This window comes from Leisingera sp. XS_AS12 (genome assembly GCF_041224635.1).
In the GTDB taxonomy this organism is placed as follows: Bacteria; Pseudomonadota; Alphaproteobacteria; order Rhodobacterales; family Rhodobacteraceae; genus Leisingera.
The window spans coordinates 22,571-43,776 of record NZ_JBGFGM010000050.1; the positions used below are offsets into that span (position 1 = coordinate 22,571).

The following is a 21,206-nucleotide window of genomic DNA, read 5'->3' on the forward strand; positions in this document are numbered from 1 at the left end:
GCCCGCAGCGCGCCTTCAGTGGCTGTGTTCACGGGTGCGTTGCAACCGTTGGCACGCAACAAGCAGCGCTGCTTCGATGGGGTCGATAACGGTTAGGCCCAACGCCTCCGTCAGCTCTGCGGCCAAGCCGCCCATGCCGGCGCATCCAAGCACAAGCGTGCGGGTTTGCCCGTGCTCGGTGCAAAGCCGCCTGGCCTCAGAGACCAGCCGATCCCTCGCGTTCGCCCTGTCATGTTCGAAATCCAGCACCGGCACACCGGAGGCAAAAATGCCGATGCAATGACGGTGCAGCCCGTAGCTGGCGATGTTTGCCTCAAGGACCGGAACCGACAATTCGGATGTGGTCAGAACGATGAAAGGCTCGGCCTGGTCGTGGCCACGCTGGAAACTGGCCTCGCCCAGCCCCACTATCGGAATCGCGCAGCGCGTGCGGGCGACCGGCAGGCCGGTATCATCGAAGCAGCCAATCACGGCAAGATCAAAGCCGCCCGCCGCCAGCAGCGACAGCGTGCCGGGTTCCGCAGCATCGCCGTCGGCCTGGCCCTGGATCGAGGGCGGCCCGGCGGTGTTGGTGGCGCCGATGATGGACAGGCCGCGCGGCGCAAGGTCGCGGGCCTGTTCGACCATGCGGCGGGTCATCTCGGTGGTGGAGTTCGGGTTGACGAAACACAGCTTCATCCGCGCAGGCTTTCGGCTTGGCGGCTGGTGAAGGCGGTCCATTCCTCCAGCGACATGGTGGGCAGATCAAACGTCTGGTTCGAGCGGCAATAGCCGTGGCCGCCCATCCGCCCCAGCGCGTCCAACGCCGCCGGGTCGACATGATGGCGGTCGTTCACCAGTCCCGGATGGCTGTGCATCGCCAGCACCTCGCCCAGGATGATTTCGCGCGATTTGCCGATGTTCAGCGTGGTGTGGCGGCGGCATTCGAACCGCACCGGAGCCTCGGCGATCTGGGGGCAGGACACGAACTCCCCCGGCAACATCGTCAGCCCGGCTTCGGCGATCTCGTCGACCTCGGGGCCAAAGGGCACCGCCGTGGCATTCATCGCGTGCAGGTTGGCGTGGGCGACGATATTGACGGTGAATTCTTCCGTCACCCGGATGTTGTGGGCGGTATCCTTGAACCGCATGTCGGCATGGTTTTCGACCCCGATGGCCAGGATGGCGGGGTCCGAGGACAGGCAGTTGAAGAAACTGTAGGGAGCGGCGTTGGCGATGCCCGCCTCGTTGACCGTGGTCACCCAGGCGATCGGCCGCGGCACCACGGCACCGATCAGCAGCTTGTAGCGTTCGCGCGGCGTCAGTTTGGCGAAGTCGAAACGCGTCTGCCCGGTTGCGGGCTGGGTGTCGTCGGTCATGGCGGGTCTCCCGGTGTCTATGGTTTTGTCTTGGCCGGCCGGTAGCGTGACAGGATCTGCGCCACGTTGTCGGGCTCGGCGTCTTCGGGGTTGAGCAGGGCGCGGTCTTGCACCCCGTGCAGGTGGCTGTGCATGCAGGCGCTGGCGCGTTCGGCGTCGCCCTCGGCCAGGGCAGCAATCAGTTCGGCATGTTCCTCGACGCCGCATTCGGCAGAGTGGACTTGCGCGAACCGCGCCAGGATCAGCGAGCAGCGCGAGACGATTTCATTGACGTAATTGGCCAGGATCTTGGAGCCGGTCAGCTCTGCCAGCAGGATGTGAAATTCGCCGGCCAGCCGGATCGAGCGGGTGTGATCCTTGCCGAGGTATTTCTCTTCTTCCTTCAGATGTGCCTTCAGCGCCTTGATGATCGGCTTGGGATCCATCTTGCACAGCCGCTGTATCACCTCGCGTTCCAGGCACTGGCGCATTTCGAAGATGTCATAGGCTTCTTCGATGGTCGGCTCGGCGACCGAGGCGCCGCGATTCGGCTGCAGGTCCACCAGGCCTTCGGCGTCGAGGCGTACCAGTGCATTGCGTACGGTCGTGCGGCTGACGCCAAAAGTCTCGCCGATCGAATCTTCCGGAAGCTTCACGCCGGGCTTCAGGGCTTGCTCGATGATGGCTTGGCGCAGGGAGTCGTAAACTGGAAAGCTGCGGGTCGATGATTTGTACATTTACTGTGCTCTCATGCTTGAAATTTAAGCTTTTTCAGACGGAGGCCTGATGGCTCGGCGAAACTAGCAGCTTTCGGTTGCTTTGTGTTGGATACAATCATTGAATACAATCTGCAAACATTTTTGTAGACAGATGGTGGTCGGGTCCATAACCTCACGTCAACACCCGGCTCGATCCGGGTACTGCGGGAACCGCAAAAAGGCACAGAGAAGGCCGCATTTGAAATGGATGCAAAAGAAACGAAATTTGTATTCACAACAGGGAGACAACAGAATGATCTCGAAAACTGGACTGAAGGTCGCGCTTCTGGGCGGCATGGCGGCGGCGACGCTGGCTTCGACGGCGTCCGCGGAAACCGTGCGCTGGGGCGCGCCGCGCGACATCGTCTCGCTCGACCCCTATTCCTACGGCGACAGCTACACGATCAATTTCCTCAACCACATCTACGAAGGGCTGGTGCGGTTTGACCGCGATCTGCAGATCGAGCCGGCGCTGGCGGAAAGCTGGGAGATCATCTCCCCCACCACTTGGCGGTTCAGCCTGCGCAAGGGGGTGAAATTCCACAACGGCAGCGACTTCACGGCCGAGGACGTGCTGGCCTCGCTGACCCGCGTCAGCGACGAAAGCTCGCCGCTCAAGGGGAACCTGCCGGCCTACAAGAGCGCCACCGTGGTCGACGATCACACCATTGATATCGAACTGACCGGCGCCTATCCGCTGCTGCTGAACGATCTGACCAATATCCATATCTTCGACAAGGACTGGCTGGTCGAGAACAACGCCGAAATGCCGACCGATGTCAGCGCCGGGGTCGAGGGTTATGCCACCTTCAACACCAACGGCACTGGCCCGTTTGTGCTCGAAAGCCGTACCCCCGAAGCACAGACGGTGCTGACCGTGAATGAGGGCTGGTGGGATGAACCTCAGCACAATCTGACCCGGATCGAATTCCAGCCGGTCACTTCCGCCGCGACCCGTGTCGCAGCCCTGCTGTCCGGCGAAGTTGATTTTGTCGACAGCGCCCCGGTGCAGGATTTGCCGCGCCTGTCGGCGGCGCCCAACCTGAAGGTGCTGGAGCGCACCGACCTGCGCACCGTGATGCTGGGCTTCAACCGCCGGGATGAGCTGGTGGCGGGTGGTGAAAACCCGTTGAACGATCTGCGCGTGCGCCAGGCGATGCAGCTGGCGGTGGACATGGATCTGATCCAGTCCCGCGTCATGCGCGGCAAGTCCCGCAATGCCGGCACGCTCGTTGCCCCCTCGATTCCCGGCTATTCCGAAGCGCTGGACAGCGTGGTGGCGGCCGATCCCGACAAGGCCAGGGCGCTGCTGGCCGAGGCCGGGTATGAAGACGGTTTCGAGTTCGACTTCGTCTGCACCAATGAAAGCTACGTGAACGAGGAGCAGTTCTGCCAGGCGATCGCCTCCATGTGGTCGCGGATCGGGCTGAGCCCCCGTCTGGACATTGGCCCCACCGCCAAGCAGACTCCCAAGCGCGCGGGCGGCAAGGCGGATGTCTACACCATCGGCTGGGCGACGCTGCCGATGCTGGATACCTATTCGATCCTTGTGCAGATGCTGCACAGCAAGGAGGGCAACTCCGGCGTGTTCAACTGGGGCAACTGGTCCTACCCGGAGATCGACAAGCTGACCCAGGCCGCCTCGGTCGAGCTGGACCGCGAAAAGCGCCTGTCGATGGAAACCGAGGCCCTGCGCATTGCCAAGGAAGAAATCGTGATGATGCCCCTGCACCAGCAGCCGATGGCCTGGGCGGTGTCGGCGGACTTCGAGGACTTCCCGCAGTTCCCGGACAACAAGCCGCGCATGTGGTTCGTGACCCGATAATCCCCCACTGGGGCAGCGCCTGCCGGGGGCTGCCCTGCTTTTCAACACAACAGGGGAGAGGCACCGATGCTGGCTTTTCTGATCAAGCGGACGGCGAATGCGATCTTCGTGATGCTCTCCGTCAGTTTCATCGCCTTCATAATCTTTCGCTTTGTCGGCGATCCGGTCGAGCTGATGCTGAACGAGCAGGCGACCCAGGCCCAGCGGGATGCGCTGCGCGCCAAGCTGGGGCTGGATGATCCGTTCATCGTTCAGTTCACCACCTTTGTCAAAAACGCGGCTCAGGGAGATTTCGGCATTTCCTTCCGCAACCAGCAGGACGTTCTGGCGATGATCGCCGAGCGCTTCCCCGCGACCTTTGAGCTGGTGATCGTGGCGACTCTGATCTCGCTGGTTGTCGGCATCCCGCTGGGGGTGATCACCGCGATCCACCGCCAGCGCTGGTACGCGGAAACGCTGCAGTTCACCTCGATCATCGGCATATCGCTGCCCAGCTTCGTGGTGGGTATCGGGCTGATCCTGATCTTCTCGGTCTGGCTCGGCTGGCTCCCCGCCTTCGGGCGCGGCGAGACGGTGGACCTCGGCTGGTGGTCGACCGGTCTGCTGACCCCGTCGGGGCGGCTGTCGATCATCTTGCCGGCCCTGTCGCTGTCGCTGTTCCAGATCACCCTGGTGATGCGGCTGGTGCGGGCCGAGATGCTGGAGGTGCTGCGCACCGATTTCATCAAGTTCGCCCGCGCCCGCGGCATTCCGGCGCGCACCATCCATTTTCGCCACGCGCTGCGCAACTGCCTGATGCCGGTGGTCACCATGACCGCCATGCAGATCGGCGGGCTGATCGCCTTTGCGCTGGTGACCGAGACGGTGTTCCAATGGCCCGGCATGGGCTTGCTGTTCATCCAGGCGGTGACCTTTGTCGATGTGCCGATCATGGCGGGATACCTCTGCATCGTCGCGCTGATCTTCGTCACCCTCAATGCCCTGGTCGATATCACCTATGCGGTGATCGACCCCCGCCTGCGCGGAGCTGACAAATGACCGATACCCGAACCCAACCCGAAACCACCCGCGCGCCCCTTGCCGCCCGCCTGGCCCGGATCGCCGACAGCGACCTGTGGTGGAGCTTCAAGAGCTCGAAATCCGCGGTGGGCGCGGCGGCGGTGCTGGCCTTTGTCACCGTCACCGCCTTCCTAGCGCCGGTGCTGGCGCCGCAGAACCCCTATGATCTCGCCGCACTGGAGCTTTGGAACGCAGAGCTGCCGCCAGTGTGGATGCAGGGTGGGCAGATGCCCTTTGTTCTAGGCACTGACGTGCAGGGGCGCGATATCCTGTCAGGCATTCTCTATGGCACGCGGATCTCGATTTTCATCGGCATCGCCTCGGTTGCGGTGTCGCTGGCAATCGGCCTGCTGGCCGGGCTGGCCGCTGGCTACTATGGCGGCTGGATCGACAACGTGCTGATGCGCATCGGTGATGTCCTGCTGTCGATCCCGATCATCCTTGCGGCAATCCTGGTCAGCTCGGTTGCACAGGCGTTGCTGCCGCCGGAGCTGCGCGAGGCAGGCATCGCCGCGGTGCTGGTGCTGGCCATCGCGCTGTACTCCTGGGTGCAATACGCCCGCGTCGTGCGGGCCCAGACAATGGTGGAGCGGCGCAAGGAATATGTGCAGGCCTCGCGGCTGGTGGGCACCCCCGGTCGGCGGCTGATGCTGAAACATATCCTGCCCAATACGCTGACGCCGGTGTTCGTGGCGGCAACGCTGAACTTCGGCCTGGCCATCCTGATTGAGGCGACGCTGTCCTTCCTTGGCGTCGGCATGCCGCCGAACCAGCCCTCTCTGGGGACGCTGATCCGGGTCGGCAATCAGTATCTGTTCTCCGGCTCCTGGTGGATCGTGCTCTTCCCCTCGGTGCAGCTGTGTATCCTGGTGGTGGCCGTGAACATGCTGGGCGACTGGCTGCGCGACGCCCTCAACCCGAAACTTCGCTAAAGGACGACTTTGATGACTTCGCTTCTGATCAAACACGCCCGCATCGGGGATGGCGAAAGCGCCGACATCCTGATCCGCGATGGCCGGATCGCCGAAATCGCGCCGGGGCTGGACGCCCCCGGCGTGGCTACCGAAGACGCCGCGGGTGTGATCGCCATTCCCGGGCTGGTGGATGCTCACACCCACCTCGACAAGTCGCTGATTGGCTGGCCGTGGTACAAGAACGATGTCGGCGGCGGCAACCTGATGGCGATGATCGACAACGAGCGCGCGATGAAGGCGCGGCTGGGGGTGGATCCGCATGTGCAATCGATGCGCCATGCGCTGCAAACCGCCGCCTATGGTGCGACGCTGATCCGCAGCCATGTGGACATCGATACCGACGGCGGGCTGCGCGCGCTGGAAGGCGTGATGGAAACTGCTGACAAACTGGCCGAGGTGGTTGAGATCGAAACCGTGGCTTTCCCGCAGTCGGGCCTGATGATCCGCGAGGGCACCGCCGAGCTGATGGATCAGGCGCTGGCGATGGGGGCCGATCTGGTCGGCGGGCTGGACCCCTGCGGCGTGGACCGTGATCCCAAGGGGCATCTCGACGTGGTCTTCGGGCTGGCGGAAAAACACGGCAAGGGCGTCGACATCCACCTGCATGAACGCGGTGAGATGGGCATGTTCTCGATGGAGGAGATCCTGACCCGCGCCGAGGCCTTGGGCATGACGGGGCTGGTCACCATTTCCCATGCCTTCTGTCTGGGCATGAACGACTTTCAGCGGGTCGAGGCGATGCTGGAGCGGCTGGCGGCGCTGGACGTGCGGATCATGACCACCGCGCCGGCGTCCTCGCCCGCGCCGATGGTCAAGCAGCTGATGGCGCATGGCATCCGCATTGGTGCCGGCAATGACGGTATTCAGGACACCTGGGGGCCATATGGCAACGGCGACATGCTGGAGCGCGCCAAGTTCATCGGCCTGCGCAACAACCTGCGCATGGACAGCGAGGTGAAGACCGCGCTGGATATCTGCGCGGGCGGCGGTGCCGAGGCGATGGGGAAACCGCGCCGCGCGCTGGAGGTCGGGGCACCGGGTGATGTGGTGCTGGTGCAGGGCGAAACTGTCGTGCAGGCGGTGGTCACCCACGCACCGCGCCAGCTGGTGGTCAAGGGCGGCAATGTCACGGCACGCGGTGGCAAGACCGTGATGGAGGCCCCATGAGCCGCTTTGCTGACCTGCCGCTGGGGGCCCGCCCTCCGGGGCGCTGGGCGCTGCGTGCGGCCTGGGTGATCGCCGATACACCATCCGGTCGCCATCTGGTGCCGGATGGTGAGGTGGTGGTCGAAGGCGGCCGTGTCATCCACGTGGGCCTGCCGTTCGAGGGTGAGGTCGCGGCCCGCTACGACATGGGGCAGGCGCTGATTGCACCGGGCTTTGTGGATCTTGATGCGCTGTCCGACCTCGACACGACGCTGCTGGCGCATGACAACTGGCCCGGCGACAAGAAGGGCCGCGTCTGGCCGCGCTCTTACGTCGAGCGCGGACCCTATGAGATGTACAGCCCTGAAGAACTGGCCTTTCAGAAGCGCTTTGCCTTTGGCCAGCTGCTGCAAAACGGGATCACCACCGCGGCACCCATTGCCTCGCTTTTCTACCGCGAATGGGGCGAGACGGTGGAGGAGTTCACCGCCGCTGCCGAGGCGGCAGAGGAACTGGGCCTGCGCGTCTGGCTGGGTCCTGCTTACCGCAGCGGCGGCATGGTGGCCGAGGCCGATGGCCGCTTGGTGGCCGAGTTCGACGAGGCGCGCGGTCTGGCGGGACTGGATGCGGCGCTCGGCTTTGCCGCCCAGTGGCAGGGGCACGATTTGATCTCGCCGTTGCTGGCGCCGGACCGGGTGGAGACCTGCACCGCAGAGCTTTTGCGCCGCACCATGGCCGCGGCGGAGGAGCTGAACTGTCCGGTGCGCCTGCATATGGCCCAGGGCCAGATGGAGCGCGATACCGTACAGCAGTTGCACGGCATGAGCGCGCCGCAATGGCTGAACAGCCATGGCCTGCTGAATGCCCGCCTGCTGGCGCCGCATGCCACGGTGGCCGATGACGCGGATCTTGATCTTTATGCCAGCCATGGCGTCAGCGTGGTGCATTGCCCGCTGGTCGCGGCCCGGCATGGCGGTGCGCTGCGCTCCTTTCGGCGGTTGCGCGACAAGGGCATCGGCATTGCCATGGGCACCGACACCGCGCCGCCGGACATGGTGCTGAACATGGCGGTGGGCATGATGATGTGCCGCATGGTGGAGGGCGATCTGACTTCCATCACCTCGGCTGAGATGTTCGATGCCGCCACCCTGAGCGGTGCGGCGGCGCTGGGGCGCGACGACATTGGCGTGCTTCGGTCCGGGGGGAGGGCGGATATCGCCGTCTTTGACCTCTCCGACACTGCCATGGCGCCGACCATCGACCCAGTGCAGACCCTGATCCTGGGTGCCACGGGCCGGGTCACCAGGGCCACCATCGTCGATGGCCGCCTGTCGATGCGCGACGGCGAAGTTGCGGGCATCGACATGGCTGCCGCCCGCCTGCGCGCGCAGGCGCAGTTCGAGGGGCTGCTGGCCAAATACCCGGACCGGACGGTTGGCCATCCGCCGCTGGCCGAGATCTTCCCCCCGACATACCCGCCGCTGACGCGGCCCCAGACGTGAAGGATAAAGAGATGATGCTGAGGCAAGCACCTGCACCGCAGGACCCAGGCAGCCAGCCCGTGCCCGAAGGGGCGCCAGCACTGGAGGTCGACAGCCTGTCCGTGGAGTTTCCGACCCGCCGCGGACTGCTCACCGCAATTGACGACGTCTCGATCCGCATCTCTCCGGGGGAGATCCTCGGCGTTGTCGGCGAATCCGGCGCGGGCAAGTCGATCACCGGCCTTGCCGTGCTGGGTCTGCTGGAGGCGCCGGGCCGGATCGCCAAGGGCGAGATCCGCGTCGGCGGCCGCCGGGTCGACACGCTGTCAGAAGACGAGCTGACCCGCGTGCGCGGTCGCGAAATGGGCGCGATCTTTCAGGATCCGCTGACCGCGCTGAATCCGCTGTTCTCCATCGGGGCGCAGCTGGTCGAGACCATCCGCCTGCACAAGCCGATGTCGCGCGAGGCGGCACAGCAAAAAGCCGTTACCCTGCTGCGCGAGGTTGGCATCCCGGCGCCGGAGGAGCGGCTGAAGCAGTACCCCCACCAGTTTTCCGGCGGCATGCGGCAGCGGGTGGTTATTGCGCTGGCGCTGGCGGCGGAGCCACAGCTGATCATCGCCGATGAACCCACGACGGCGCTGGATGTCTCGATCCAGGCGCAGATCACCACGCTGCTGCGGCGCCTGTGCGACGAGCACCGCACCGGCATCATGCTGGTGACCCACGACATGGGCGTGATCGCCGAGACTGCCGACCGGGTGGCGGTGATGTACTCGGGCCGGGTGGTGGAAACCGGCCGCGTTGAGGACGTGCTGCATGATCCGCAGCACCCCTATACCCGCGGGCTGATGGCCGCGATTCCCAGCCTGCACGCGCGCAGCAGTACGCTGGCGCAGATCGACGGCGCGATGCCGCGGCTGAATGCCCGCCCTTCGGGCTGTGCCTTTCACCCGCGCTGCCCACAGGCCGGGCCGCGCTGCTTGCGCGAACGGCCGCAGCTGGTTCCGGCGGCGCGCAGCGAAGCGGCCTGTTTCATCCAGGACGGAGGCACCGAATGATGCAGATCAACGATCCAATCCTGACCGTCGACCGGGTGTCGAAACGCTTTGACGTCTCCGCGCCCTGGCTGAACCGGCTGCTGGAGGGCAAGCCGCGGCTGCTGGTCAATGCGGTGAACGAGGTCAGCTTTACCATCGCCCGCGGCAGCTGTTTCAGTATCGTCGGCGAATCGGGCTGCGGCAAATCCACCGTGGCGCGGCTGGTGACCGGGCTTTACGCCACCAGCGGTGGCGACATCCGCTTTGGCCGCGGCGCCGAGGGCCGTCCGGTGCGGGTGCAGATGATCTTTCAGGACCCGCATTCCAGTCTGAACCCGCGCTGGCGCATCGGCGACATCATCGCCGAGCCGATCCGCGAGATGAAGTTGCGCCGCAACGAGGCTGAAACCACCTCGCGCGTGGAAGAACTGCTGCAAACCGTGGGCCTTGCTGCGGATGACGCACGCAAGTTTCCGCATGAATTCTCCGGCGGGCAGCGGCAGCGCATTTCGATCGCGCGCGCGCTGGCGTGTGAGCCGGAACTGCTGGTCTGTGACGAGCCGACCTCGGCGCTGGACGTGTCGGTGCAGGCCCAGATCCTGAACCTGATGCGGCGCCTGCAACAGGAGCTGGGGCTCACCTATCTGTTCATCAGCCACGACCTGAGCGTGGTGCGGCACATGTCTGACATGATTGCGGTGATGTACCTGGGGCGCATCGTCGAAATGGCCCCGGTCGAATCCCTGTTCAACCAGCCTCTGCACCCGTACTCGCAGCTTCTGCTCAATACGATACCGGACATCCATGCGCCCAAGCGTGCAAGATGCGTCGACAATGGTGAACCGCCCAGTCCGCTGAACCCACCGTCCGGCTGCGCCTTTTATCCACGCTGTGCGCTGGCCACCGACGCCTGCCGGAAGACTGTGCCCCCCCTGCGAGACCTTTCAGACGGTCACAAGGCGGCCTGTTTGCTGGCTGGCTGAGCGATGGCGGGGCGGAGGCTCCGCAGGCCTGGGCCCGCCTTTGCAGCAAATCGCCGCCCTGCCGAAGGGCGGGCGCGGCCCTTGGCAGCATTCTCTGGCCCGCAAGAGCCACCACGCTGGCCAAGTCAACAGGCGCGGGCGCATGCCGTGGGGCAGACGTGCCCACGCCTGCGGGCACCGTTGCGGACTCTGGGACGGGGGCTTGGCCTTAGTCCAGGGCCTCGATGATCGCGATGTCCGCCTCGCAGGCACCGGCACGCTCGGCGCGCGCGGCCCGGTACGCCGCGGAGTTGTAGCAGGCGCGGGCGCGGTCCAAACTGTCGAATTCGATGACAACTCTGCGCTGCCATGCGCGACCTTCAAGGGTGTCCGCTTCACCTCTTGCCAGAAAGCGCGCGCCGAATTCAGCAAACGCCGCCGGGGCAATTGCCTGATACCCCCGGTAACGCTCGGGGTCAGTGACTGTCACATTGGCAATCCAGTAGGCTTTGGGCATTGGCTTTTCAGGCTTTCTCTTGGGTGAGAACTCGTTTGGCAACGGCGGCTGTTTCCGTCAGATGGTCGTGGACGGCCTTTTTGGCAGCTTCCGCGTTGCCCGAGGTGATGGCTTCGCAGATTTCTTCCATATGGGAGGGGCCGGGTTTCGGCCGGTCCGCGGTCGACAGTGTGACCGCCCGCAGGCGGCTGATGCGACCGTTCAGGCGCTGGGCGATTTCCCAGGCGACGTGATGGCCAGCCCCCTCGAAGATGATGCGATAGAAGTCGGTAGAGGCGCGCAACATTGGGCCGGGGGCGCCTGCCGCTACCGCGTCTTTCAGTACCGTCAATGCCTCTTTCAGTTCTTCTGCCAGCTGCGGTGTCATGTTCTCGGCGCAGGCGGTGGCGGCGGCGGTCTCAAGCATCTGACGGATATCATAGATCTGCCGTGCGTCCTCCCAGCTGAGCTGCGCGACGATCGGCCCTTTGCCCGTCAGGATTTCAACCAGCCCCTCGGCCTCGAGGTAGCGGATGGTCTCGCGGACCACCGTTCGGCTGACGCCCAGTTGGTCGCAGAGGGCGCGTTCGACCAGTCGTTCGCCGGGGGCGAATTGGCCAGAAATGATCGCCTCGCGCATTCGCTCCTGCACGATGCAGCGCAGCGTCTGAGGTTGGTCGATCCGGGTCATTACGGGCTGGGGGGCGGGTTTGCTCATGCCTGTGTCGATACCAACAGCCGTGGCCTCAGGCAAGTGTCTGTTGACATGCAGTCCTATGGTATACCATATGACGGCAACTGGAATCAGATAGGAAAGGCTCAGCCATGCCCGCCGAAATCCGCAAAACGTTGCTGCATGTCGAAGAGACCCTGATCGAGGGCGGTAAAGCTGCTCAGACGCCGCTAAAGATGATTGCCGCGGTGGCGGTGATCAAAAACCCCTGGGCGGGGCAGGGGTTTGTCGAAGACCTGCGCCCGGCAATCCATGACTGCGCGCCCGGGCTGGGAGAGAAGCTGACGGCAATGATCCTTGAGGCCGCAGGTGGCGGTGACAAGGTCGAAGGCTACGGCAAATCTGCAATCGTCGGCGTCAATGGCGAGGTCGAGCACGCCTCCGCCCTGATCCACACGCTGCGCTTTGGCAACCACTTCCGCGAGGCGGTGGGGGCGAAGTCCTATCTTGCCTTCACCAACACCCGTGGCCCGGCCAACGCTTCCTTGCAAATCCCGTTGATGGACAAGAACGACGGCGGGCGGCGCAGCCATTACCTGACCATCCAGCTCGCTGTGGCGGATGCGCCCGGGCCGGACGAGATCGTGATCGCGCTGGGGGCGTCCATAGGTGGACGGCCGCATCACCGCATCGGCGATCGCTATCAGGACCTCAAGGAGCTGGGCCATGACGTCGACAACCCTGCAGCTGTCTGATCCCTTTGGTCCCGTCACCTGCCAGTCGGCCGGTGACGGGGCACCTGTGGTGCTGCTTCACGGTGTTGGCATGCAGTCCGCGGCCTGGGCGCCGCAGGTCGAGCAGCTGTCGCAGACCCATCGGGTGATTGCGCTAGATTTGCCCGGACACGGCGGCAGCGGGCTGCTGCCGGACGGCGCGGAGCTGCCGGACTACGTGGCCTGGCTTCATGCCGTGCTTACGGAGCTGGATCTGGGGCCCGTGTCGCTGGCGGGCCATTCCATGGGGGCACTCATCGCCGGTGGATATACCGTCTGCCATCCCGCGCACGTCTCTCGCGTGGCGTTGCTGAACGGGGTCTTCCGCCGGGATCCTGCGGCGCGCGAGGCCGTCGAGGCCCGCGCCGCCCTGATCCGGGCTGGTGGCTTCGACCTCGAGACGCCCTTGGCCAGATGGTTCGGAGAAGGCAAGGCCGACCTGGCCGCCCGGGCGCAGGTGGCTGAATGGCTGTCGGGGGTGAACCTCGCGGGCTATGCTGCGGCCTATACCGCCTTTGCGCGCGGTGACAGCACCTATGCCGACGGGTTTTCCGACATCCGCTGCCCGCTCCTGGCGCTGACCGGTGATGGTGACCCGAACTCGACGCCGGAAATGGCGCGGGCCATGGCGGATGCTGCGCCCCACGGGCGGGCAGTGGTCATCGAAGGCCACCGCCACATGGTGAACCTGACCGCACCGGAGGAAGTGAACACCGCCCTGCGGACCTGGCTCAACACAGAGGAGGAGCTGTCATGAGCAACATCGATCCACGCGCGCTGCGCAATGCCTTTGGCACCTTCATGACAGGCGTTACGGTGGTGACGACACATGATCCCGACGGAAATCCGATCGGTTTCACCGCCAACTCCTTCACCTCCGTGTCGCTGGACCCGCCACTGGTGTTGGTGTGCCTCGCCAATTCCTCCAGGAACTATGCCGCGTTCGAACAGGCCGACGGCTTTGCCGTGAACGTGCTGGCAGAGGACCAGAAGGACGTCTCCAACACCTTTGCAAGGCCGGTCGAGGATCGTTTCTCGGTCGTTCAATGGCAGAAAGGCCCGCAAGGCAGCCCAGTATTCGAAGGCGTTTCAGCCTGGTTCGACTGCTCCATGCACAAACGCGTGGAAGCGGGCGACCATTTGATCCTGATCGGGCAGGTAGAGGCCTTCGAGACCTCGCCCGCGCCGGGATTGGGCTATGCCCGCGGCGCCTACGTGACGGCGGCGGCCGAAGCCGAGGCTCTGACACAGGGTGCCAAGCTGATCGTCTCTGCCCTCATCGAGCATGAGGGCAAGGTGCTGCTGATGGGCAATGACCTCGGCAAGCTGACGCTGCCGGAAACGCGGGTCGGCAAGGAGGGAGCCTCCGCGGCCTTGGCCCGGCTGATTGCCGAAACCGGTGTCGAAGCGGAGCCGGGGTTCATCTACTCGGTGTTCGAAGACGAAGCGCGGGAACATCAGCATATTTCGTTTCTGTGTCAGTCTGCCGGGGGCACCCCGGCCAAGGGCACCTTCACCCAGCTCAGCCAGACCACGCTGATGGACATCGCGGATGCGGCGGTCTGCACCATGCTGGAGCGGTTCGCCAACGAAAGCCGGATCGGCAATTTCGGGGTGTATTATGGAAACCAGACCACCGGGCAAGTGCGCCCCGTGGGGACAGGGAGCACGCGGGCATGAAATTTTCTCTCTTTGCACATATGGAGCGGATTTCTGCGGATCAGGATCAGAAACAGCTCTACGACGAGTTCATCCAGCTTTGCAAAATCGCCGATGACGGCGGCATGCACGCGGTGTGGACCGGCGAACACCACGGGATGAATTTCACGATTGCGCCCAACCCGTTCCTGAACCTCGTCGATGTGGCGCGACACACCAAGAATGTCCGCCTCGGCACGGGTACGGTGATTGCGCCCTTCTGGCATCCGATCCGGCTGGCGGGCGAGGCGGCGATGACCGACATCATCACCGACGGTCGCCTGGATCTGGGTATCGCCCGTGGCGCGTATTCCTTTGAATACGAGCGCATGATGCCGGGTATGGACGCCTGGGAGGCGGGCCTGCGGATGCGGGAGCTGATCCCGGCACTGCAGGGGCTGTGGCAGGGCGATTACGCGCAGGAGGGGGAGTTCCACTCCTTCCCCAAGACCACGTCTTCGCCCAAGCCGTTGCAGGACGGCGGCCCGCCGATCTGGGTCGCAGCGCGCGATCCGAACAGCCATGAATTCGCGGTGGCCAATGGCTGCAACGTTCAGGTGACACCACTGTGGAAGGGCGACGAGGAAATCGCCGACCTGATGAGCAAGTTCAACGCGGCCTGTGAAAAGCATAACGACGTGCCGCGGCCCAAGATCATGCTGCTGCAGCACACCTATGTCGCGGACAGCGCCGCCGATGTGAAACGCGGCGCGGAGGAGCTGAACCGCTTCTACAACTACTTCGGCGCGTGGTTCATGAACAAGCGGGACATCTCGCAGGGTCTCATTGCTCCCTTGTCGGACGAGGAGATCGCCGCGCATCCGTTCTACTCGCCCGAGGCGATGGAGCGGGACCTGGTGATCGGGGAACCGGCAGCGGTGATCGAACGGCTGAAGACATACGAGTCGCTCGGCTACGATGAATATGCGTTCTGGATCGACAGCAGCATGAGTTTCGAGCGTAAGAAGGCCTCGCTCGAGCGTTTCATTGCGCACGTGATGCCCGCGTTTCAGTAAGGGAGCCTGAGAATGCAGACCTTCCAGCAGTATATCGGTGGCGCATTTGAGGATGCCGACACCACCTTCGACAGTCGCGACCCCGCCACGGGCGCGCCCTGGGCAAAAATGCCCGCGGCCTCTGAGGCGGATGTGGACCGGGCGGTAACGGCGGCGGAGGCTGCGTTCTTCTCCCCTGACTGGGCCGAGATGACGGCGACCCAGCGCGGCAAGCTCCTGATGCGCCTGGCGGACCTGGTCGCGGAGAACGCTCCGCGACTGGCGGAACTGGAAACCCGTGATACCGGGAAGATCATCCGCGAGACTTCGGCACAGATTGCCTATGTGGCGGAATACTATCGCTACTACGCGGGCCTTGCCGACAAGATCGAGGGCGCCCATCTGCCGATCGACAAGCCGGACATGGAAGTCTGGCTGCGCCGCGAACCGGTGGGCGTGGTGGCCGCGATCGTGCCCTGGAACTCGCAGCTGTTCCTGTCCGCGGTAAAGATCGCCCCGGCACTGGCAGCAGGCTGCACGGTGGTTCTGAAAGCCTCCGAGGAAGCCCCGGCGCCAATGCTGGAATTCGCCCGGATCTTTGACCAGGCGGGCTTTCCGCCCGGCGTGCTGAACGTCATCACCGGCGGCCCGCAGGCCGGTGCCGCGCTGACCAGCCATGCATCGGTCGCCCATGTGGCCTTCACCGGCGGGCCGGAGACGGCGCGCCATATCGTGCGCAACTCGGCCGAGAACCTCGCGTCCACCTCGTTGGAGCTGGGGGGTAAGTCCCCCTTCATCGTGTTCGACGACGCCGATCTTGAAAGCGCCGTGAATGCCCAGGTCTCGGGCATCTTTGCCGCGACCGGGCAAAGTTGCGTTGCGGGATCCCGGCTGGTGATCCAGAAAGGGATCAAGGCGGAATTTCTCCAGCGGCTGAAGGAGAAGGCCGAGGCCGTGGTGATCGGCATGCCGCAGGACATGGACACCGAGGTGGGGCCTTTGTGCACGTTGAGGCAGCGCGATCACGCGGTGCGGCTGATCGAGGCCTCGCTTCAGGCGGGCGCGAGGCTGGTCACGGGCGGCGTTGTGCCGGAGGGGCAGGGCTACTTCTTTCCGCCCACCGTGCTGGATTGCTCCGATGCGCCGACTGCGCCGTGCCTGTCGAACGAGTTTTTCGGCCCGGTCCTCTCGGTGGTTGACTTCGAGACCGAGGCAGAGGCCGTGGAGATCGCAAACAACACCGCGTTTGGCCTCGCCTCGGGCGTGTTCACCCAGAACCTGACCCGCGCACACCGGATGATCCGCAAGATCCGGGCGGGCATCGTCTGGGTCAACACCTACCGCGCGGTAAGCCCGATTGCGCCCTTCGGCGGCCACGGCCTGTCCGGCCACGGCCGCGAGGGCGGGCTTCAGGCGGTGCTGGATTACACCAAGCTGAAAGCGGTCTGGCTGCGCACCAGCGACGATCCCATCCCGGACCCTTTCGTGATGCGGTAAAGCGGGACTGATCCCAACAGAAGAAAATTGCTTGCCGGAGGCGCCTGTCGCGCCTCCGGTCACCCAGTCATTGTCAAAGGGAGGAAACCATGGCGAGCGACGACAAAATAGGACAGGGAGGCCAGCTGGTCTCCGACAAAGGGGTTTTCAAAGGGCTTCACAACGGCATGAGCATCGCGTCCAAGGCGATGGTGGCTGCCTTTGTCGTGTTCACGATCCTGAACGTGGATTATGCAGGCCGCATCTATGGCGGCATTCGCGCCTGGATCGAAGGCGCGCTGAGCTGGTATTACATCAGCACCGTGATCGTCATCCTGGCTGCCTGCCTGTTCCTGATGTTCAGCCGGTTCGGGTCGATCCGCCTCGGCGATGACGACAGCAAGCCGGAGTTCAGCCGTTTTTCCTGGTTCGCCATGCTGTTTTCCGCATCGGTGTCGATCGGCATCATGTTCTTTGGCGTTGCCGAACCATTGTTCTACTTCGACAATTCGGCGGGGTGGGGGTATCCCAACAACCCCTTCGCGGATGCGGCGGGCCACACCGAGATGGATGTGCAGCGCGCGGCGGACGCCGTGCGGGTGACCAACTTCCATTGGGGGCTGCATGGGTGGGCGATCTATACGCTGACCGGTCTGGCCCTCGGCTATTTTGCCTTTCGTAAAAAGCTGCCGCTGACCTTCCGCTCGGCGCTGTATCCGGTCCTTGGCCAGCGGATCTATGGTCCGGCCGGTCACGCCGTCGATCTGCTGGCAGTCTTTGGCACGGTGTTCGGCATCGCCACCTCGATGGGGCTTGGAGTGACCCAGATGGCGCATGGCATGAACGTGCTGTTCGGGATCGATCCGGGCGTGGGCACCCAGGTCGCGCTGATCGTCATCATCTCGGTCATTGCGACGCTGTCGGCGGTGTCCGGCATTGGCAGGGGTATCAAGATCCTGTCGGAATGGAATGTCGTGCTGACCATCGCCCTCATCCTCTTCTTTGTCTTCGCAGGCCCCACCCAATGGCTGGCCGGCTTCCTGCTCAATGCAACCGGGGACTACCTGACCCAGTTCCTGTCGATGGGGTTCTGGACCGCTTCCACGCCGGGCGACGTCGCCTGGCAGGGGGGCTGGACCATCTTCTACTGGGGCTGGTGGCTGAGCTGGGCGCCCTTCGTCGGCATGTTCATCGCCCGCATCTCCAAGGGGCGGACCATCCGCGAGTTCATGTTCGGCGCCATGCTGGTTCCAACCTCGATGGCCTTCATCTGGATCTCGGTGTTCGGCGGCAGCGCGTTGTTCCTTGAACTCAATGCCGAAGGCGGCGTCGGAACCGCGGGCTTGGTGGATATGGTCAACAGCTGGAACCTGGGCGGTACCCTGTTCGGCACCATCGACCTGCTGGCAGATGGCGGGACGCTGGCTTGGGTCATCTCTGCCCTCACCACCTTCCTGCTTGCCACCTGGTTCATCACCAGCTCCGATTCCGGCACCCTGGTGGTGACCACCATCCTGTCGATGGGCAATGCGCATCCTCCCAAACTGCATCGTGTGGTCTGGGGCGCGGCTCAGGGGCTGGTTGCCGCCGTGCTGCTGCTGGCCGGTGGGCTGTCGGCGCTGCAGACTGCGGCGATTGCGGCCGCCCTGCCGATCTCGGTGCTGGTGGTGATGATGGCCTGGGGCGTGATCAAGTCGCTGATGGAGGATCCGGCCGCCGTGACGAGCAGCCCGGACGAGGCCCCGGATGGCACTTCCCTCAACCAGGATCTGCACGCCTGATCGGCGCAAGCCAACGTCAAACAGGGGGCGGGACAGCTCGCCCCCAATTCTATCGCACAGGAGTTTTGCAAGTGCTCTCTCTCTCCCGTCCCGATCTGCTGTTGCAGGATGCCTATGTGAACGGCGAATGGCTGGCCCGCGACAGCCGGTTCCAGGTGCTCAACCCCTCGACCGGCGCGGTGCTGGCCAATGTGGCAGATTGCACCGTCGACGACGCCAGGGCCGCCATCGCGGCTGCCAGTGTTGCCCAGCGGGACTGGGCCCAGTGGACCGGCAAGGAGCGCGCCGCGGTCCTGCGCCGGTGGTTCGATCTCATGGTCGCCCATGCCGATGATCTGGCCGCCATCCTCACCGCCGAGATGGGCAAGCCGCTGGCCGAAGCCAAAGGCGAGATCATGTATGGCGCCAGCTTCATCGAATGGTTCGCGGAGGAGGCCAAGCGGATCTATGGCGACACCATTCCCGGCCATCAGCGGGACAAGCGGATTCTGGTGATGAAGCAGCCGGTCGGTGTGGTCGGGGCCATCACGCCCTGGAACTTCCCCAACGCGATGATCACGCGCAAGGCAGGTCCGGCATTGGCGGCCGGGTGCGCCATGGTGGTGCGCCCCGCCAGCGAAACGCCGCTGTCGGCCCTGGCCATAGCCCGGCTCGGCGAGGAAGCGGGACTTCCCGCGGGCGTCTTCTCGGTGCTGCCGTCAACCGACAGCAAGGGGATCGGACTGGAGTTCTGCGAAAACCCGGCGATGCAGAAGATCAGTTTCACCGGGTCTACCAACGTCGGCAGCATCCTGATGCGCCAGGGAGCTGCCCAGATCAAGAAACTGTCGCTGGAGCTGGGCGGCAACGCCCCCTTCATCGTGTTCGACGACGCCGATCTGGATGCCGCGGTCGAAGGCGCGCTGATCTCTAAGTTTCGCAATGCCGGCCAGACCTGCGTGTGCACCAACCGGATCTATGTGCAGGATGCTGTCCACGACGCCTTCGTGGAAAAACTCTGTGCCGCGGTGAAGGCTCTGCCGGTCGGTGACGGTTTCGCCGAAGGAACCGCCATCGGGCCGCTGATCAGCGCCTCCGCTGTGAGCAAAGTGAACGAGCACATCAGCGATGCCGTCGCCAAAGGCGGGCAGGTCGCGACCGGAGGCAGGCCGCATGCGTTGGGCGGGACGTTCTTTCAGCCGACGGTGATTACCGGCGTGACCCAGGAGATGGCGGTGGCTCGCGAAGAGACCTTTGGCCCGCTGGCTCCCGTCTTCCGGTTCTCTGAGGTGGATGAGGTCCTGGCCGCGGCCAACGACACCGAGTTTGGCCTCGCGTCCTATCTGTACAGCCGCGACTTGAGCCGCATCTACAAGATGATGGAGGGGCTTGAGTACGGAATGGTGGGTGTCAACACGGGCTTGATCTCCACCGAAGTGGCGCCGTTCGGCGGCGTCAAGCTGTCCGGTCTGGGCCGGGAAGGCTCGAAATACGGGATCGAGGATTACCTTGAACTGAAATACTGCTGCCTGAGTATCTGAGGCTGCAACCACACAGCCACCGGTCCGCAGGTCTGCCTGTCATGGTCCCGCCTGCAACCGGGATCGCTGTTTTCGGCGCTGCCTGCGGACCCTGACGGACCCCGGGCAGGCCGCGGACGGCTGGGCCGTGGCGGCTTGGCCTCTTGGCCGGTAGTGCGCTGGCGCGGGTTTGACATCCATCACAGGACAGTTGCCGCCTGTGTGATCGCGGAATGGATGCCTGTCAGCAGCCTGTACCGTGACCTCTCCGAGTGTCAGCTCCTTCAGGCTACACTTTCTTAGGCTCTGTTTACGCCGCCTGGAACGGCGCTTCCCGATTGGATCTCTTTCTCTGCCTTGTACTTGGTGCAAACGCGTGCATGCCCGTATCTTTCAAGTTGCCCCGGAATGCCCGCTGGGAGCGGAAGTGCTCGTGCATGTCGATCGAAGAAAGTTGGGCTTTTAAGGAAAGCTGATGGTGCGCTTAACTGGAGAAAGTTCGAACACACTCTTCGAAGTTCTTTCTACTTGGGAATGCCAACTTTCCGCGATTGAAGCGAAAAAGAGGGATGTTCCGCAGAACCCGGAATGATCCGGGTCTAATCTGCGACCAAGCGCACCGGGATATCGAAAGTGTCTATACTATTCGGCACGACGTTATGACCAGAGTCATGAGGGGAGAACCGATGATCGACGAACTGACCGTACCTGAGCAGCACGCCCTGTCTAGGGTTGCACCTCGACTTCTACAAGCTTGGAAGCTGAATGACGACGAATGTGTCCAACTGCTCCGCTTGACAACCGAAGAGTGGGATTGCCTCAAAAACGATCAGCCAAACTCTCCCCTAGGTAGCGAACAGATGCAGCGTGTGGCAGTCCTCATTGGCGTGCACGCCGCGTTGATGAGAGTCTATTCGGGCGATATTTCTCGCGTAGCAAGATGGATCGCTGCTAAGAATTCGGGAGCAATCATGAATGGACGCAAACCAATAGAGGCGATGCTACAGGGTGGGTTGCCAACTATGCTTAGGATACGTCGGCTCCTTCAAGCTGAGGTGGCTGGTTGAGCTAGTGGGATGGGGAGTGTCCTGCAGTCTGTGTATCTGGCCCGGCCCATGCGGTTTCAAATACTCAAGCGTCGAAGCGCTCGCCGAACATTATGGCGAACTGATTGCGGGCCGCAAACCATTCCCGTACGTTCCGGCCATCCTTCTCAAATTTTCGGATTGCGAG

At 63.9% G+C, this 21,206-nt stretch carries 20 protein-coding genes; 15 read left to right on the forward strand and 5 right to left on the reverse strand.

The window, feature by feature from the left end:
• Positions 1 to 15: 15 nt before the first annotated feature.
• The 3 genes from AB9K35_RS01955 to AB9K35_RS01965 are packed head-to-tail and all read right to left on the reverse strand — an operon-like array spanning position 16 to position 2,074.
• Positions 16 to 678 carry an aspartate/glutamate racemase family protein gene (locus AB9K35_RS01955; RefSeq protein WP_369924195.1) on the reverse strand — a complete coding sequence of 221 codons (663 nt, stop codon included), beginning with the start codon at positions 676 to 678 and terminating at the stop codon, positions 16 to 18.
• Positions 675 to 1,358: a flavin reductase family protein gene (locus AB9K35_RS01960; protein WP_369924197.1), complete on the reverse strand. Its 684-nt coding sequence runs from the start codon at positions 1,356 to 1,358 to the stop codon at positions 675 to 677. Before AB9K35_RS01960 ends, AB9K35_RS01955 begins: the two co-directional genes overlap by 4 nt.
• A 17-nt stretch (positions 1,359 to 1,375) precedes the next feature.
• Positions 1,376 to 2,074: a GntR family transcriptional regulator gene (locus tag AB9K35_RS01965; protein WP_222454101.1), complete on the reverse strand. Its 699-nt coding sequence runs from the start codon at positions 2,072 to 2,074 to the stop codon at positions 1,376 to 1,378.
• A 274-nt stretch (positions 2,075 to 2,348) separates the two neighbouring features.
• Here AB9K35_RS01965 and AB9K35_RS01970 point away from each other — a divergent pair, with 274 nt between their 5' ends.
• The 7 genes from AB9K35_RS01970 to AB9K35_RS02000 all read left to right on the forward strand — a co-directional run bounded on the left by AB9K35_RS01970 (position 2,349) and on the right by AB9K35_RS02000 (position 10,603).
• Positions 2,349 to 3,920, forward strand: a complete 1,572-nt coding sequence (locus AB9K35_RS01970) for an ABC transporter substrate-binding protein (protein WP_369924199.1) — start codon at positions 2,349 to 2,351, stop codon at positions 3,918 to 3,920.
• A 66-nt stretch (positions 3,921 to 3,986) separates the two neighbouring features.
• Positions 3,987 to 4,958 (forward strand): ABC transporter permease, encoded by a 972-nt coding sequence (locus tag AB9K35_RS01975; RefSeq protein ID WP_369924200.1) that lies wholly within the window; start codon positions 3,987 to 3,989, stop codon positions 4,956 to 4,958.
• Positions 4,955 to 5,911, forward strand: coding sequence for an ABC transporter permease (locus AB9K35_RS01980; RefSeq protein ID WP_369924202.1), 957 nt, complete (start codon positions 4,955 to 4,957; stop codon positions 5,909 to 5,911). The genes AB9K35_RS01975 and AB9K35_RS01980 overlap by 4 nt, the downstream gene beginning before the upstream one ends.
• Positions 5,912 to 5,923: 12 nt before the next feature.
• Positions 5,924 to 7,120, forward strand: a complete 1,197-nt coding sequence (locus tag AB9K35_RS01985) for an amidohydrolase family protein (protein WP_369924204.1) — start codon at positions 5,924 to 5,926, stop codon at positions 7,118 to 7,120.
• A complete protein-coding gene (locus tag AB9K35_RS01990; protein WP_369924205.1) occupies positions 7,117 to 8,601 on the forward strand; it encodes a chlorohydrolase family protein in 1,485 nt (494 codons plus the stop codon). The genes AB9K35_RS01985 and AB9K35_RS01990 overlap by 4 nt, the downstream gene beginning before the upstream one ends.
• 14 nt (positions 8,602 to 8,615) lie before the next feature.
• On the forward strand, positions 8,616 to 9,641 hold the full coding sequence (locus AB9K35_RS01995) for an ABC transporter ATP-binding protein (RefSeq protein WP_369924219.1): 1,026 nt from the start codon (positions 8,616 to 8,618) through the stop codon (positions 9,639 to 9,641).
• Entirely contained in the window at positions 9,638 to 10,603 is a 966-nt protein-coding gene (locus AB9K35_RS02000; RefSeq protein WP_369924206.1) for an ABC transporter ATP-binding protein, read from the forward strand. The genes AB9K35_RS01995 and AB9K35_RS02000 overlap by 4 nt, the downstream gene beginning before the upstream one ends.
• A 208-nt stretch (positions 10,604 to 10,811) precedes the next feature.
• Here AB9K35_RS02000 and AB9K35_RS02005 read toward each other — a convergent pair whose 3' ends face one another.
• On the reverse strand, positions 10,812 to 11,099 hold the full coding sequence (locus tag AB9K35_RS02005; protein ID WP_369924207.1) for a DUF1330 domain-containing protein: 288 nt from the start codon (positions 11,097 to 11,099) through the stop codon (positions 10,812 to 10,814).
• Positions 11,100 to 11,106: 7 nt separating this feature from the next.
• Positions 11,107 to 11,796, reverse strand: coding sequence for a GntR family transcriptional regulator (locus AB9K35_RS02010; protein ID WP_369924209.1), 690 nt, complete (start codon positions 11,794 to 11,796; stop codon positions 11,107 to 11,109).
• Between the two features lie 107 nt (positions 11,797 to 11,903).
• On the opposite strand from AB9K35_RS02010, the gene AB9K35_RS02015 reads away from it, so the two are divergent.
• The 8 genes from AB9K35_RS02015 to AB9K35_RS02050 all read left to right on the forward strand — a co-directional run bounded on the left by AB9K35_RS02015 (position 11,904) and on the right by AB9K35_RS02050 (position 21,040).
• Positions 11,904 to 12,506: an amino acid synthesis family protein gene (locus AB9K35_RS02015; protein ID WP_369924210.1), complete on the forward strand. Its 603-nt coding sequence runs from the start codon at positions 11,904 to 11,906 to the stop codon at positions 12,504 to 12,506.
• On the forward strand, positions 12,478 to 13,281 hold the full coding sequence (locus tag AB9K35_RS02020; protein ID WP_369924211.1) for an alpha/beta fold hydrolase: 804 nt from the start codon (positions 12,478 to 12,480) through the stop codon (positions 13,279 to 13,281). The genes AB9K35_RS02015 and AB9K35_RS02020 overlap by 29 nt, the downstream gene beginning before the upstream one ends.
• A complete protein-coding gene (locus AB9K35_RS02025) occupies positions 13,278 to 14,204 on the forward strand; it encodes a flavin reductase (protein ID WP_369924212.1) in 927 nt (308 codons plus the stop codon). The genes AB9K35_RS02020 and AB9K35_RS02025 overlap by 4 nt, the downstream gene beginning before the upstream one ends.
• On the forward strand, positions 14,201 to 15,238 hold the full coding sequence (locus AB9K35_RS02030; RefSeq protein ID WP_369924214.1) for an LLM class flavin-dependent oxidoreductase: 1,038 nt from the start codon (positions 14,201 to 14,203) through the stop codon (positions 15,236 to 15,238). The genes AB9K35_RS02025 and AB9K35_RS02030 overlap by 4 nt, the downstream gene beginning before the upstream one ends.
• A gap of 12 nt (positions 15,239 to 15,250) precedes the next feature.
• Positions 15,251 to 16,714 carry an aldehyde dehydrogenase gene (locus AB9K35_RS02035; protein WP_369924215.1) on the forward strand — a complete coding sequence of 488 codons (1,464 nt, stop codon included), beginning with the start codon at positions 15,251 to 15,253 and terminating at the stop codon, positions 16,712 to 16,714.
• Positions 16,715 to 16,803: 89 nt separating this feature from the next.
• Entirely contained in the window at positions 16,804 to 18,474 is a 1,671-nt protein-coding gene (locus AB9K35_RS02040) for a BCCT family transporter (RefSeq protein WP_369924216.1), read from the forward strand.
• A gap of 71 nt (positions 18,475 to 18,545) precedes the next feature.
• Positions 18,546 to 19,994 (forward strand): NAD-dependent succinate-semialdehyde dehydrogenase, encoded by a 1,449-nt coding sequence (locus tag AB9K35_RS02045; RefSeq protein ID WP_369924217.1) that lies wholly within the window; start codon positions 18,546 to 18,548, stop codon positions 19,992 to 19,994.
• Between the two features lie 665 nt (positions 19,995 to 20,659).
• Positions 20,660 to 21,040, forward strand: a complete 381-nt coding sequence (locus AB9K35_RS02050) for a hypothetical protein (RefSeq protein WP_369924218.1) — start codon at positions 20,660 to 20,662, stop codon at positions 21,038 to 21,040.
• The last annotated feature ends 166 nt before the right edge of the window (positions 21,041 to 21,206 follow it).

Coding starts and splice junctions, on each gene's coding strand:
- AB9K35_RS01955 (WP_369924195.1), bottom strand. CDS start 678: ATGAAGCTGTGTTTCGTCAACCCGAACTCCACCACCGAGATGACCCGC.
- AB9K35_RS01960 (WP_369924197.1), bottom strand. CDS start 1,358: ATGACCGACGACACCCAGCCCGCAACCGGGCAGACGCGTTTCGACTTC.
- AB9K35_RS01965 (WP_222454101.1), bottom strand. CDS start 2,074: ATGTACAAATCATCGACCCGCAGCTTTCCAGTTTACGACTCCCTGCGC.
- AB9K35_RS01970 (WP_369924199.1), top strand. CDS start 2,349: ATGATCTCGAAAACTGGACTGAAGGTCGCGCTTCTGGGCGGCATGGCG.
- AB9K35_RS01975 (WP_369924200.1), top strand. CDS start 3,987: ATGCTGGCTTTTCTGATCAAGCGGACGGCGAATGCGATCTTCGTGATG.
- AB9K35_RS01980 (WP_369924202.1), top strand. CDS start 4,955: ATGACCGATACCCGAACCCAACCCGAAACCACCCGCGCGCCCCTTGCC.
- AB9K35_RS01985 (WP_369924204.1), top strand. CDS start 5,924: ATGACTTCGCTTCTGATCAAACACGCCCGCATCGGGGATGGCGAAAGC.
- AB9K35_RS01990 (WP_369924205.1), top strand. CDS start 7,117: ATGAGCCGCTTTGCTGACCTGCCGCTGGGGGCCCGCCCTCCGGGGCGC.
- AB9K35_RS01995 (WP_369924219.1), top strand. CDS start 8,616: ATGCTGAGGCAAGCACCTGCACCGCAGGACCCAGGCAGCCAGCCCGTG.
- AB9K35_RS02000 (WP_369924206.1), top strand. CDS start 9,638: ATGATGCAGATCAACGATCCAATCCTGACCGTCGACCGGGTGTCGAAA.
- AB9K35_RS02005 (WP_369924207.1), bottom strand. CDS start 11,099: ATGCCCAAAGCCTACTGGATTGCCAATGTGACAGTCACTGACCCCGAG.
- AB9K35_RS02010 (WP_369924209.1), bottom strand. CDS start 11,796: ATGAGCAAACCCGCCCCCCAGCCCGTAATGACCCGGATCGACCAACCT.
- AB9K35_RS02015 (WP_369924210.1), top strand. CDS start 11,904: ATGCCCGCCGAAATCCGCAAAACGTTGCTGCATGTCGAAGAGACCCTG.
- AB9K35_RS02020 (WP_369924211.1), top strand. CDS start 12,478: ATGACGTCGACAACCCTGCAGCTGTCTGATCCCTTTGGTCCCGTCACC.
- AB9K35_RS02025 (WP_369924212.1), top strand. CDS start 13,278: ATGAGCAACATCGATCCACGCGCGCTGCGCAATGCCTTTGGCACCTTC.
- AB9K35_RS02030 (WP_369924214.1), top strand. CDS start 14,201: ATGAAATTTTCTCTCTTTGCACATATGGAGCGGATTTCTGCGGATCAG.
- AB9K35_RS02035 (WP_369924215.1), top strand. CDS start 15,251: ATGCAGACCTTCCAGCAGTATATCGGTGGCGCATTTGAGGATGCCGAC.
- AB9K35_RS02040 (WP_369924216.1), top strand. CDS start 16,804: ATGGCGAGCGACGACAAAATAGGACAGGGAGGCCAGCTGGTCTCCGAC.
- AB9K35_RS02050 (WP_369924218.1), top strand. CDS start 20,660: ATGATCGACGAACTGACCGTACCTGAGCAGCACGCCCTGTCTAGGGTT.